Annotated in this window: 12 protein-coding genes; 7 read left to right on the top strand and 5 right to left on the bottom strand. The window is 67.5% G+C overall.

Translation table 11 applies throughout. The features are described from left to right. Positions 1-37: 37 nt before the first annotated feature. Genes ACFPOU_RS23320 through ACFPOU_RS23300 form a run of 5 tightly spaced genes read right to left on the bottom strand, consistent with a single transcriptional unit; the run spans position 38 to position 6,543 of the window. On the bottom strand, positions 38-835 hold the full coding sequence (locus ACFPOU_RS23320) for an oxepin-CoA hydrolase, alternative type (protein ID WP_379727363.1): 798 nt from the start codon (positions 833-835) through the stop codon (positions 38-40). After that, a complete protein-coding gene (locus tag ACFPOU_RS23315) occupies positions 832-1,989 on the bottom strand; it encodes an acyl-CoA dehydrogenase family protein (RefSeq protein ID WP_379727360.1) in 1,158 nt (385 codons plus the stop codon). The genes ACFPOU_RS23320 and ACFPOU_RS23315 overlap by 4 nt, the downstream gene beginning before the upstream one ends. A gap of 10 nt (positions 1,990-1,999) precedes the next feature. Next, entirely contained in the window at positions 2,000-3,208 is a 1,209-nt protein-coding gene (locus ACFPOU_RS23310; protein WP_379727358.1) for an acyl-CoA dehydrogenase family protein, read from the bottom strand. Between the two features lie 19 nt (positions 3,209-3,227). Then, positions 3,228-4,409 carry an acetyl-CoA C-acyltransferase gene (locus ACFPOU_RS23305; RefSeq protein WP_379727355.1) on the bottom strand — a complete coding sequence of 394 codons (1,182 nt, stop codon included), beginning with the start codon at positions 4,407-4,409 and terminating at the stop codon, positions 3,228-3,230. Between the two features lie 25 nt (positions 4,410-4,434). Next, positions 4,435-6,543 carry a 3-hydroxyacyl-CoA dehydrogenase NAD-binding domain-containing protein gene (locus tag ACFPOU_RS23300; protein WP_379727352.1) on the bottom strand — a complete coding sequence of 703 codons (2,109 nt, stop codon included), beginning with the start codon at positions 6,541-6,543 and terminating at the stop codon, positions 4,435-4,437. Positions 6,544-6,844: 301 nt separating this feature from the next. Between ACFPOU_RS23300 and ACFPOU_RS23295 the strand changes: the two genes are divergently transcribed. The 7 genes from ACFPOU_RS23295 to ACFPOU_RS23265 all read left to right on the top strand — a co-directional run. After that, positions 6,845-7,651, top strand: a complete 807-nt coding sequence (locus ACFPOU_RS23295) for an IclR family transcriptional regulator (RefSeq protein ID WP_379727349.1) — start codon at positions 6,845-6,847, stop codon at positions 7,649-7,651. 177 nt (positions 7,652-7,828) lie between these two features. Further along, complete coding sequence (locus ACFPOU_RS23290; protein ID WP_379727346.1) at positions 7,829-8,989, top strand: ABC transporter substrate-binding protein; 1,161 nt, start codon at positions 7,829-7,831, stop codon at positions 8,987-8,989. Positions 8,990-9,182: 193 nt separating this feature from the next. Next, positions 9,183-10,055: a branched-chain amino acid ABC transporter permease gene (locus tag ACFPOU_RS23285; RefSeq protein WP_379727343.1), complete on the top strand. Its 873-nt coding sequence runs from the start codon at positions 9,183-9,185 to the stop codon at positions 10,053-10,055. Then, a complete protein-coding gene (locus ACFPOU_RS23280) occupies positions 10,052-11,005 on the top strand; it encodes a branched-chain amino acid ABC transporter permease (protein ID WP_379727340.1) in 954 nt (317 codons plus the stop codon). Before ACFPOU_RS23285 ends, ACFPOU_RS23280 begins: the two co-directional genes overlap by 4 nt. Continuing rightward, on the top strand, positions 10,992-11,705 hold the full coding sequence (locus tag ACFPOU_RS23275) for an ABC transporter ATP-binding protein (protein ID WP_379727336.1): 714 nt from the start codon (positions 10,992-10,994) through the stop codon (positions 11,703-11,705). The genes ACFPOU_RS23280 and ACFPOU_RS23275 overlap by 14 nt, the downstream gene beginning before the upstream one ends. Continuing rightward, positions 11,698-12,399, top strand: a complete 702-nt coding sequence (locus ACFPOU_RS23270; protein ID WP_379727333.1) for an ABC transporter ATP-binding protein — start codon at positions 11,698-11,700, stop codon at positions 12,397-12,399. Before ACFPOU_RS23275 ends, ACFPOU_RS23270 begins: the two co-directional genes overlap by 8 nt. A 25-nt stretch (positions 12,400-12,424) precedes the next feature. After that, on the top strand, positions 12,425-13,333 hold a 909-nt coding region (locus ACFPOU_RS23265; protein ID WP_379727330.1), incomplete at its 3' end, for an acyl-CoA dehydrogenase family protein.

Raw genomic sequence — 13,333 nt, 5'->3', positions numbered from 1 at the left:
TATGGTCGAGGCCTAGATCGGCCCGATCCTGTTCTTGTTACCGCTTGCCGCGCAGCGCGGCGAAATCGGGCGCGCGCTTCTCGAAGAAGGCCGCGATGCCCTCGCGCGCTTCGTCGTCGCCCTGCGACTCGGCCATCAGGCGCGCTTCCAGGTCGAGTTGCGCGTCCAGGCTGGCGTGGCCGGCATGGCCGCACAACAGCTTGATGCGCGCGGCCGCATTGCCCGGACCGCTTGCGATGCGCGCGGCCAGCCGGATCGCTTCGGACAGCGCCGCCCCCGGTTCGCTCAAGCGGTTCACGGCGCCCAGCGCATGCAGGCGCCCGGCGGGAATCCGTTCGCCCAGCAGGCACAGCTCCATCATCTGCTGGCGCGACAAAAATTGCGAGAGGAAGGAGGTCGCGCCCCCGTCCGGACTCAGGCCCACCTTGACATAGGCCATCGTGAAGAAAGCGTCATGCGCGGCGACCAGCATGTCGCAGGCCAGGGCCAGCGACATGCCGGCGCCGGCCGCGCCGCCCTCGACCGCCGCGATCACCGGCTTCGGACAGGCGCGGATCGCGCGCACCAGCGCATGCAGGCGTTCGATCTTCCCGCGCCGCTCGCCGGGCGCCAGGTCGCGCCGCGTGGCCAGCTGGCGCAGGTCGCCGCCGGCGCAGAAGAAACCGTCGGCGCCCGTGAAGACGATGGCGCCGACGGCGGGATCGGCCGCGGCCGCATCCAGCGCCGCCGGCAAGGCGTCGTACAGCGCCGGGGTGATCGCATTGCGCGCTTGCGGGTTGCTGTTGACCAGCACCCGCACCGCCCCTTCGGTGCGGATCAGGAGCCCGGCGCTCATGCCGCCTGCTGCGGGCCGGGCGCCTGCCGTCCCAGCGCGATATAGCGCTCCAGGTGATGGTCTTCGTCGCCCAGCTGGTGATCGATCATCACCAGGCGCTTGGCGTAATGGGCCAGCGGCAGTTCCCAGGTCATGCCGATGCCGCCGTGGAGCTGGATGCATTCCTCGGCCACCTTGGTGCCGATGCGGCCGATACTCATCTTGGCGGCGGACAGGGCGCGCTCGCGCGTGATGCGGTCCGCGTCGAGGGCGGCGGCGGCGTTGATGACGGCCGATCGCGCCTGCTCGATTTCCAGCAGCAGGTCGGCCATGCGGTGCTGCAGCGCCTGGAAGCTGCCGATCGGGACGCCGAACTGCTTGCGGGTGCGCAGGTAGTCGAGGGTGGCGGCCTTGGCCGCTTCCATCGCGCCCAGCGCCTCGGCGCACAGGGCCAGGATGCCGCGCCCGAGCGCACGTTCGAGCGTCGGATAGCCCCGCCCTTCCGCGCCCAGCAGCGCGTCGGCGCCGAGGCGCACGCCGGTGAACGTGAGCTCGGCGACATGGCCGCCGTCGATGGTCGGGGTGCCGACGGCCTGCAGGCCGGCGCTGTCGGCCGGAACCAGGAACAGCGAGATGCCCGCTTCTTCGTCGACCGCGCCGCCGGTGCGCGCCGAGACGACGAAGACGGCGGCCTGCGCGCCCTGGGGGACCACCGACTTGACGCCGTCCAGCACCCAGCCGTCGCCGTCGCGGCGCGCCGCCAGGCCCACGCGCGCCAGTTCGTAATGCGTGTCCGGCTCGTCGTGCGCGAAGCTGGCGATGGTGCTGCCGTCGGCGATGCCCTCCAGCAGGCCGCGCTGCGCATCGCTGCCGGCCGCGGCGATCGCCTCGCCCGCCAGCACGGCCGAGGCCAGCAGCGGTTCGAGCACCAGGCCGCGCCCCAGCGCCTCGAAGACGACGGCGATATCGAAACCGCCGCCGCCGAAACCGCCGTCTTCCTCGCGCATCAGGGCGCCGATCACGCCCAGCTCGGCGAAGTGGTTCCACATCTCGGGCGAATAGCCCTGCGCGTCCGCCGCGATCCGGTTGCGCGTCTCGAAGCCGTAGCGCTCGGCGATGAAGCGGTTCAGGCTGTCGGCCAGCATGCGCCGTTCTTCGGTATGTTCGAAATTCATCTGCGTTCCTTTACAGTCCCAGGATCATCTTGGAGATGATGTTCTTCTGGATCTCGTTGGAGCCGCCGAAGATCGACAGCTTGCGGTTGTTGAAGTACTGCGCCGAGGCCGCCGCCGCGTAGTCCGGGCCGAAGCGCGGGCCGTCGTAGACGGCGTCGAGCATGTCCTGGGTGAACGGACGCGCATGCACGCCCATCGCGCGGCGCACCAGCGAGGTGATCTCCTGGCGGATCTCGGTGCCGCGGATTTTCAGCATCGAACTTTCCGCGCCCGGCACGCCGCCGCCGGCCACCGCCGCGATCACGCGCAGGTTGGTCGTCTTCATGTTGTCCAGGTCGATCTCGACGCGCGCCAGGCGCGCGGCGAAGGCCGGGTCTTCCAGCAGCGGCTTTCCGTTGCGCGTCTGGCGCGCGGCGACCCGCTTCAGGCGCGCCAGGGCCGCCACCGAGAAGCCGACGCCGGCGATATTCGTGCGCTCGTAGGTCAGCAGGTACTTGGCGCAGGTCCAGCCGGCGTTTTCCTCGCCGACCAGGTTCTCGACCGGCACGCGCACGTCGGTGAAGAAAACCTCGTTGACTTCATGCTCGCCGTCGAGCGTGATGATCGGACGCACCTCGACGCCGGGCGAATCCATGTCGATCAGCAGGAAGCTGATACCCGACTGCTTCTTCGCTTCGCGGTCGGTGCGCACCAGGCAAAAAATCATGTTGGCGTACTGGCCGAGCGTGGTCCAGGTCTTCTGGCCGTTGACGATGTAGTGTTCGCCCTCGGCATCGGTCGCGCGCACGGCGCTCGTCTTCACCGCCGCCAGGTCGGAACCCGCGCCCGGCTCGGAATACCCCTGGCACCACCAGTCGTCGCCGTTGAGAATGCGCGGCAGCCAGTACGCTTTCTGCGCGGCGTTGCCGTACTTGATCAGCACCGGGCCGAGCATGTTGACGCCGAAGGGCACGATGCGCGGCGCATGCGCGATGGCGCTTTCGTTCTCGAAGATGAATTTTTCGATGGCGCTCCAGCCCGGGCCGCCGTATTCCTCGGGCCAGTGGTTGGCCAGCCAGCCGCGTGCGTTGAGGATGGCGTGCCATTCCTCCATGTCGGCCTTGCTCAGGTGCTTGCCTTCGGCGACCTTGTCGGACAGCCGGGCGGGCAGCTTCTCGGCCAGGAAGGCTTGCACTTCGCTGCGGAAGGCTTCTTCTTGCGGGGTGAAATTCAGGTCCATGATTATCCTGTCAGTACGCTCAATAAATCTCGAACAGGCCCGCGGCGCCCATGCCGCCGGCGATGCACATCGTCACCACCGCATACCGGGCGCCGCGCCGGCGGCCTTCCAGCAGCACGTGGCCGGCTAGGCGGGCGCCGGTCATGCCGAACGGGTGGCCGATCGAAATGGCGCCGCCGTCGACGTTCAGGCGCTCATCCGGGATGCCGAGCCGCTGCTGGCAGTAGATGGCTTGCGAGGCAAAGGCTTCGTTCAGCTCCCACAGATCGATATCGTCGACCGTCAGGCCATGGCGCGCGAGCAGCTTGGGCACCGCGAACACGGGGCCGATGCCCATCTCGTCCGGCTCGCAGCCGGCCACGGCCATGCCGCGGAAGGCCCCCAGCGGCGTCAGGCCGAGGCGCGCCGCCTCCTGCGCCTCCATCATCACGCAGGCGGAGGCGCCGTCGGACAACTGCGAGGCGTTACCGGCGGTGACGAACTTGCCTTCGCCCATGACCGGGGCCAGCCTGGCCAGTCCCTCGTAGGTCGTGCCGCGGCGGTTGCAGGTGTCTTCGCCGATCGTCACTTCGCGCATGGTGACCGCCTTGGTCTCCTTGTCGGTCACCGCCATCGTCGTGGTGCAGGCGACGATCTCTTCTTTGTAACGCCCGGCCAGCTGGGCTTCTTCGGTCTTGCGCTGGCTCTCGCAGGAGAAGCGGTCCTGCGCCTCGCGCGAGATGCCGTAGCGCGCGGCCACGATGTCGGCCGTGTCGATCATCGGCATGTAGAGCTCGGGCTTGTTCTCGAGGATCCACGGGTCCATGCCGGAATCGCCGCTGTCGCGCGTGCGGATCTGCGAAATGCTCTCGACGCCGCCGGCGATCACGGCCGGTGCGCCGTCGACGACGATGCGTCCGGCGCCGATGGCGATCGCCTGCAGGCCCGAGGCGCAGAAGCGGTTCACCGTGGTGCCGGCGATACCGATCGGCAGGCCGGCGCGGATGATGGCCTGGCGCGCCACGTTGCGGCCGGTCGTGCCTTCCGGGTAGCCGCAGCCGAGGATGGCGTCCTCGATCAGGGCCGGGTCGATTCCGGCGCGCTCGACGGCGGCGCGCACGGCGAAGGCGGCCAGCTGCGGGCCGGAGGTGATGTTGAATTCGCCGCGGTGCGCCTTGGTGAGCGGCGTACGGGCGGTTGAAACGATGACGGCTTCGCGCATGGCGTGTCTCCAGTGAGGTGTCTTGTTATGTGTTCAGGCTGGCGAAGTTCGCGCCGCGCGCGACCAGGTCGACCAGCAGCGGCGACGGCTGCCAGAAGAGCGGATCTTCCTTGGCGAATTCGCGGATGTCGTCCAGGATCTTCGGCAAGCCGACCGTATCGGCGTAATGCATCGGCCCGCCGCGGTAGCGCGGGAAGCCGTAGCCGTGCACGAAGGTGACGTCGACGTCGAGCGGACGCAGGGCGATCTTCTGGTGCACCACGTTGGCGCCTTCGTTGATCATCGCGGCCAGGTAGCGGCGCACGATCTCGTCGTCGGTGAAGTGCTTCGGCGCGACGCCGGCGCGCAGGCGTTCCGCGTCGATGATCGCCTCCACTTCCGGGTCCGGCGTGCCGACGCGCGCGCCGTCCGGGTACAGATAGTAGCCGCGGCCCGTCTTCTGGCCGAACCAGCCGCGCTCGCACAGGCGGTCGGGGATCTGGACATAGCGCGCCTTCGGGTCGCGCGTGGCGGCGCGGCGCTTGCGCGTGGCCCAGCCGATGTCGCCGCCGGCCAGGTCCGACACCTGGAAAGGTCCCATCGGATAGCCGAACCCGCGCACCGCCTTGTCGATCTGGTAAGGCGAGGCGCCGTCTTCCATCATCGCCTGCGCGGCGGCGCCATAGACGGCCAGTACGCGATTGCCGATGAAGCCGTCGCACACGCCCGCGCGCACCGCCGTTTTCCCGAGTTTTTTCGCCAGCTCGAAGGCGGTGGCCACGACATCGGCCGCGACCCTGGCCGGAACCACGATCTCGAGCAGCTTCATGATGTTCGCCGGCGAGAAGAAATGCAGGCCGATGACGTCTTGCGGCCGCCCGGTCGCCGCGGCGATCCGGTCGATGTCGAGATAGGAGGTATTGGTGGCCAGCACCGCGCCGGGCTTGCAGACCCGGTCGAGTTCCTTGAAGACGTCCTGTTTCACGGCCATGTCCTCGAACACGGCCTCGATCACCAGGTCGACCCCGCTCAAGGCATCGTAGGCGGTACTGCCGCGCCAGAGCGCCATGACGGCGTCCATGGCTTGCGGCTGCATGCGGCCCTTGGCGACCAGGCCGGCATAGACCTTCTCGACATTGGCGCGGCCGCGCGCCAGCGCTTCCTCGTCGCGTTCGATCATCACCACCGGCAGGCCGGCGTCGAGCACGGCAACGGCGATGCCGGCGCCCATGGTGCCGCCGCCGACGATGCCGACGCCGGCGATCGGGCGCGGCCGGGCCGAGCGGGTCTCCGGCGCCTTGGCCGCTTCGCGCTCGGAGAAGAAGGCATGCACCAGCCCGGCGCGCTGGGGGCTGTCCAGGCATTCGAGGAAGAGCTTGCGCTCGAGCGCCAGGCCGTCGTCGAACGACGAGTCGAGCGCGCCCTGCACGGCGTCGACGATCTTCATCGGCGAGAACAGGCCGCGTGCCTTCTTGCCGGTCTCGGCGCGCGCGGCATCGATCGCCGCTTGCGCCGCCGCGCGGTCGGACAGCGCGGCTGCCTCGCGGGTACGGCGCGGCGCGGCGCCGGCGTCGACCAGTTCGCGGGCATAGGCCAGGCCGGCCGCCGCCGCATCCTCGCCCTCGGCCAGGCGGTCGACCAGTCCCAGTGCCGCCGCTTCGGCCGCACCGACATGGCGGCCGCCGAGCATCAGGTCGAGGGCGGCGGCGGCGCCGATCAGGCGCGGCGTGCGCTGGGTGCCGCCGGCGCCGGGCAGCAGGCCGAGCAGCACTTCCGGCAGCCCGAGCCTGGCCGTGCCGAGCGCGACGCGGTAATGCGCGCCGAGCGCGACTTCCAGCCCGCCGCCGAGCGCCGCGCCGTGGATCGCGGCCACGACCGGCTTGGCGCAGGCTTCGATGCGGTCGCATACGTCCGGCAATGCGGGCGCCTGCGGCGGCTTGCCGAATTCGCGAATGTCGGCGCCGCCGAGGAAGTTGCGGCCGGCCCCGGCCAGCACGATGGCCTTGACCGCGGGATCGGCTTCGGCCGCCTCGATGGCCGAGGCCAGGCCGCGCCGCACGTCGACGCCGAGCGCATTCACGGGCGGGTTGTCGATCGTGACCAGGAGGATGTCGTCGTGGCGCCGGGTGCGGACGGATGCGGGTGAAGTAGTCAAACCTGTCTCCTTGTAGGGTGTTTCGCTGTGCGGAATTATGTTTTGCAGTTTTCAGCGAAATCTACGATACCGCACTTTGCTCGCTGCTGTAAATGCCAAGATCGACCTGTCTGCGCCGTCAATACGCCCGATGCTACGGGCCAGCGCTCGGCTGAAAATTCTTGCTAATAGAAGCAAGCAAAAGTTGTTTCGCAGTGCGAACGGCTATTTCACGAAACAGTTGACACGTTTCTTTTGGTTGTGTGAATATCCGCCCAGACCCGGCCCCCAGATGCCAGGCACGAGACAATCGAAAGCACCCATGCAAGACGAGATCGAATCATTCGAGGACGATGCAGCCAAGGACCGCCAGTTCGTGACGGCCCTGGCGCGCGGCCTGGAAATACTGCGCTGTTTCCGCCCCGGCGAAACCTACCTGTCCAACAGCGAAATGGCCAAGCGCACCGGCATGCCGAAACCGACGATCTCGCGCCTGACCCATACGCTGACCAAGCTCGGCTACCTGACCTGGTCGGCCGACCAGGGCCGCTACCAGCTCGGCGCGGCCGTGCTTGCCCTCGGCTACACGCTGCTGGCCAACCTCGACGTGCGCAAGCTGGCGCGTCCGGCGATGCAAGAGCTGGCCGAGTATGCCCAGTGCAGCGTGGCCATCGGCATCCGCGACCGGCTCTCGATGGTGTATGTCGAAGCCACGCGCGGCAGCGCCGCCGTCACGCTGCGGCGCGACGCCGGCTCGCGCATCCCGCTGGCCACGACCGCGATGGGCAAGGCGTATTTGTGCGGCCTGCCGCAAAGCGACCGCGACTTCCTGATGGACCACATCCGCCTGCAGACCGAGACCAACTGGCCGACGATCAAGGCCGACCTCGAACAGGGCTTGCGCGACTACCAGGACCGGGGCTTCTGCATGTCCTCGGGATTGTGGGACGCCAACATCAGCGCCGTCGGGGTGCCGCTGGTCGACCACGACGTGGCCAAGACCATGGCCTTCAACTGCGGCGGTCCTTCCTTCCTGCTGCCCCGGGAAAAGCTGGTCGAGGACCTCGGCCCGCGCCTGGTGCGGCTGGTGCGGGGCGTGGAAATGAACATGGGCCGCCACCTGGGCTGAGCGCGCGGCGCCGCCGCGACTTCAACCGATATCGCCAGGACGCTCGCCGAGCGCCCGTGGCCCCGGCTTGCCCGGAGATTCGAGAATGTGAACAAATCGGCCAGCACCCGCTGGCCGCAGCAAAGCCGGTCCCGGAAGCGGGGCCAAGACCGTGAACATAACTGAAAAGGTGGAGACATGAACAAGGCAACAAGCATCGTCCTGGCACTCGTGGCGGCAACCGGCGCGGCGAGCGTGCATGCGGAAGAATTCAAGGTCGGCGTCCAGATTCCCCTCACCGGTCCGCTGGCCCGGGTCGGCATGGGCACCCAGGAAGGCATCCGCGTGGCCGCCGAGGTATTCAACCGGACCAACGGCAAGCACACCATCAAGCTCGTCACCGTCGACGACGAATCGGCGCCGGCCAAGGCCGTCGCGGCGGTTGAAAAGCTGGCCAGCGAAGGCGTCGTCGCCGTCACCGGCGGCTACGGCTCGAACAACATCTCGCCGGCCTCGGACGCGGCCAACAAGCTGGGCCTGGCCTACATCACCTCGGGCGGCGTCGACGATGGCCTGGTGCAGGCCGGCCGCAAGAATTTCTTCCGCATCAATAACACGTCCGGCTACCAGAAGGCCCTGGTCGGCCTGATCTCGGACCTGGGCGTCAAATCGGTCTCGATCGTCTACTCGACCAAGGATGCCACCGAAGGCCTGGCCACCGACGTCCAGAAGACGCTGGCCGCCAAGGGCATCAAGGTCGCCATGCACGCCTTCGACCCGGCCATTACGGACTTCAAGCCGATCATCAACAAGGTCAAGCTGCAGGACCGCTCGGAAATGCTCGCCATGGTCGGCTACGAGAACGACTACGTCGGCATCCTGCGCGCCGCGCGCGTGCTGAAGCCGTCAGTGAAGGCGATCGCCGGCGTCTGGTCGCTGGCCACGCCGAAGATGGCGGCCGACTTCCCCGACCTGATGCCGAACGTCTACGGCACCGCGGTGCTGCCCTTCCCGGTGAACTTCACCACGCCCGAGGGCAAGTCCTTCGGCGACGGCTACAAGAAGCTGCATAACAAGGAACCGGACTACCTGGGCCAGTTCGGCTATGTGCAGTCGATGCTGCTGTTCGAAGCGATCGCGCGCGCGGCCGACAAGGGCACGATCAAGAAGGGCGGCGTGATCGAGGAAATGCGCAAGACCGACAGCCAGACCCTGATCGGGCGCGTCAAGTTCGACGCCAACGGCGACAACCCGGGCTTCGTCCAGCGCATGGGCCAGCACCAGGGCAAGGAAGTCGTTCTCGTCTGGCCGAAAGAGGCCGCGAACGGCAAGCCTGCTTTCCCGGGCGTGCCCTGGTAAGAACCTGTTCCAGTAGGCAGGAGCAGGTCGATGGCGATGCATGGCAAGCGGGAGCAACGCAGCACCCGATTGTCCGTCGCGTCGGCAACGACTCGCTTCCTACCGGGATAGGTTCTACGCATGTAGCCGCCGGGGACGGGCGCGCGCTGGCGGCGCCCTTCCCGGCTCGATTCATATCGAATGGAATGCAGACATGACCGAATTAATCTTGCAGTCCGTGTATTCCGGACTGCTGCAGGGCGGCTCGTACGCGCTGATCGCCCTGGGCCTGGCGCTGGTGTTCGGCGCCATGAAGGTGATCAACCTGGCGCACGGCGAACTGGTGCTGCTCGCGGCCTACATCGCCTACACGGTCGAATCGAAACTCGGCTGGAACCCGGTCGCGGCGATTCCCGCCGCGGTGCTGGTCGTGACGATCACCTCCGCTCTCCTCTACTTCGTGGTCGGCCGCATCAAGACCAACCGCGAAATCAATTCGCTCACCCTGACCTACGGCGTGGGCATCATCCTCACCAACCTGGTCCTCATGATCTGGAGCGCAGACGTGCGCACCACGAATTCGACCTGGATGCAGGAAGCCTTCGTCGTCGGCGAGCTCTACAGCATGCGCAGCGAAGTGCTGTTCTTCTTCGTGGCGCTGGTGCTGATCGCGGGCCTGTGGTGGTGGCTCTCGCGCAGCTGGTATGGCCGCGCCGTGCGCGCCGTGTCCAGCAACCGCGACGCCGCCAAGCTCATGGGCATCAACCCGGGGCGCACCGAACTGGTCTCCTTCCTGGTGGCGGGCCTGCTGGCGGCGTTTGCCGGCGTGGCCCTGTTCAGCTATGGCGTGGTCAGCCCGGCGACCGGCAGCGTGCTCACCGTGAAGGCCTTCATCATCACGGTGCTGGCCGGGATCGGCTCGATTCCCGGCGTGCTGATCGGCGCAGTCCTGCTCGGCATCGCCGAATCGCTGACGGTCACGCTCGCCAGCTCGGCCCTGCAAGAACTGGCCGGCATGGGCCTGTTCCTGCTGGTTCTCTTTTTCATGCCGAACGGCCTGTTCGGTGCTGCCGGGAGGCGCGGATGAAACTCAACAAAATCCTGATCGTCGTGCTCGCGGCGGCCTATGTCGGCGTGCCGGTTCTGCTGGGCGCGAACAACTACGTCATGAGCCTGGTGATCGCCTCGCTCGTCATCGGCGGCATCGCCCTGTCCTGGGCCCTGCTCGGCAACCTGGGGGGCATGGTCAGTTTCGGCCACGCGGCCTTCTTCGGGGTCGGCGCCTACACCTCGGCGGTGCTGTCGATGAAGTTCGGGGTGCCGGTGTTCTTCGGCCTCCTGCTGGGCGGCCTCGGCGCGGTGGCTTCGGCCATCCTCATGCTGCCGGTGCTGCGCCTGCGCGGTCCCTACTTCGCTCTGGCGATCCTGGCCTATGCCCACATCTTCCGCATCCTGGCCACCGAATGGACCTCGGTGACGAACGGCTCGGCGGGGATCGCCAGCATTCCGCGCCTGCCGACGCTGTTCGGGGTCGACTTCGGCGGCAAGACCGGCAACTACCTGGTGATCCTCACCGTCGTGCTGCTGTTCGCGCTGGTCTACGACATGATCCGGCGCAGCCCGCACGGCCTGGCCCTGCGCGCGATGCACGACAGCGAGGATGCCACCCGCGTCGTCGGCGTCAACAACACGCTGCTCAAGGGCTTGATGCTGCTGGTGTCGGCCTTCATGTGCGGCGTGGTCGGCGCCTTCAACGCCCACTACATCAACTTCCTCGAGCCGGACTATGCCTTCTCCGGCCTGTGGGTGACGATCCCGATCGTGGCGGCCATCTTCGGCGGCTACCGCACCATCACCGGCCCGCTGGTGGGCGCGGTCGTGGTCTACCTGGTCGACCAGCTGTTCGTGAAAAACCTGATGCCGACCGGTCACCAGCTGGTGCTGGGCGTGGTGCTGGTGGGGATGATTCTCGCCAGCCCCGACGGCCTCTTTGGCCTGGTGCGCAAGTTCATGAGGAAAAAAGATGCTACAGCTTGAAAACGTGACCGTGCGCTTCGGCGGCCTTACCGCGGTGAACGACGTGTCGCTCGATATCGGCACCGGCGACGTTGTCGGCCTGGTGGGCGCCAACGGCGCCGGCAAGACCACGCTGTTCAACGCCATCTCCGGCCTGGTGCGTCCGACCGCGGGCCGCATCGTCTTCAACGGCGTGGACGTGCTGCGCGCGCCGATGTACCAGCGCGCCCGCATGGGGATCGGACGCACCTTCCAGATCCCGCAGCCGATGCACGAGCTGACGGTGCGCCAGAACCTGCAGGTGGCGCAGCGCTTCGGCACCGGGCGCATCGACGAGCGGCGCATCGCCGAGGTGCTCGACTTCACCGGCTTGAGCGCCAAGGCCGACCGCGATGCGTCGACCGGCCTGGCGCTGACCGAACTGAAGGCGCTGGAAGTGGCGAAGGCGCTCGCCACCGATCCCAAGCTGCTGCTGCTCGACGAGGTGCTGGCCGGCCTCGAGACCAGCGGCAAGCGCGCCTTCATGAACATGCTCAAGGGCCTGCACGAGAAATTCGCGGTCGGCATCTGCATCATCGAGCATGACATCGAGACCATCAGCAACCTGTGCGCGCGCGTGGCGGTGCTGAACTTCGGCCAGCTGATCGCCGAAGGCACGCCGGCGCAAGTGTTCAGCAATCCGGCGGTGGTGAAGAGCTATACGGGAGCGGACCATGCTTGAGATTACCAACCTGCGCGCCGGTTACGGCGCGATCAACGTGCTGTGGGACCTGTCGCTGAGCGTGGCGCCCGGCAAGCTGACCACCATCATCGGCCCCAACGGCGCCGGCAAGACCACGCTGCTGCGCGCCATCATGGGCCTGGTGCCGGTCAAGCAGGGTTCGATCACGCTCGGCGGCAAGCAGCTCAACGGCACGCCGACCTGGGAGATGAGCGACGTCTCGATGGCCATGATCCCCGAGGGCCGCATGGTGTTTCGCGACATGACGGTCGAGGAAAACCTGATGCTCGGCGCCTTCGCCCCGCAGCACCGTGCCTCGGCCGCCGCCAACCTGGAAAAGTCCTACCTCATGTTCCCGCGCCTGCGCGAACGCCGCAAGCAGCTGGCCGGGTCGCTCTCGGGCGGCGAGGCGCAGATGCTGGCGATGGCGCGCGGCCTGATGAGCGACCCGAAACTGCTGATCATCGACGAACCTTCGCTGGGCCTGGCGCCGGTGATGGTGAACGAACTGTTCGAGATCCTGGCGCGCCTGAAGGGCGACGGGCGTACCATCGTGCTGGTGGAGCAGAACACACAGCGCGCGGTCGGCATCGCCGACCATGTTTACCTGATGCAGAGCGGTAAAGTCGTGCTGTCGCAAGCGGCCTCGGAAGTCAGCCTCGAGCACTTGCACGACTTGTACTTCGCCCGTTGACCACCCTATCCGAAAAGAGACCATCATGACCAAAGCCGCATTCCACTGGGACGACCCGCTCCTGCTCGACAGCCAGCTGTCCGACGACGAGCGCATGATCCGCGACGCCGCCTATGCCTACTGCCAGGACAAGCTGCAGCCGCGCATCCTGGAAGCGTTCCGCCACGAGCGCATGGACACCTCGATCTTCCGCGAGATGGGCGAACTGGGCCTGCTCGGCCCGACCATCCCCGAACAGTACGGCGGCCCCGGCCTGAACTACGTCGCCTACGGCCTGATCGCGCGCGAGATCGAGCGCGTCGACTCCGGCTACCGCTCGATGGCGAGCGTCCAGTCCTCGCTCGTCATGGTGCCGATCTTCGAATTCGGCAACGAGGCGACCAGGCAGAAATACCTGCCGAAGCTGGCCACCGGCGAATGGATCGGCTGCTTCGGCCTGACCGAGCCGAACCACGGTTCCGACCCCGGTTCGATGGTCACGCGCGCGCGCAAGGTCGACGGCGGCTATGCCTTGACGGGCTCGAAGATGTGGATCACCAATTCGCCGGTGGCCGACGTGTTCGTGGTCTGGGCCAAGGACGACGAAGGGGCGATCCGCGGCTTCGTGCTCGACAAGGGCACGGACGGCCTGTCGGCGCCCGCCATCCACGGCAAGTTCGGCCTGCGCGCTTCCGTCACCGGCGAGATCGTCATGGACAACGTGTTCTGCCCGGAAGAAAACGCCTTCCCGGACGTGCGCGGCCTGAAGGGGCCGTTCACCTGCCTGAACTCGGCGCGCTATGGCATCGCCTGGGGCGCGCTGGGCGCGGCCGAAGCCTGCTGGCACACGGCGCGCCAGTACACGCTCGACCGCCAGCAGTTCGGCAAGCCGCTGGCGGCGAACCAGCTGGTGCAAAAGAAGCTGGCCGACATGCAGACCGAGATCACCCTCGGC

This window comes from Massilia jejuensis (assembly GCF_042656795.1).
In the GTDB taxonomy this organism is placed as follows: domain Bacteria; phylum Pseudomonadota; class Gammaproteobacteria; order Burkholderiales; family Burkholderiaceae_D; genus Telluria; species Telluria jejuensis.
This window is presented reverse-complemented; position numbering and strand designations above follow the sequence as displayed.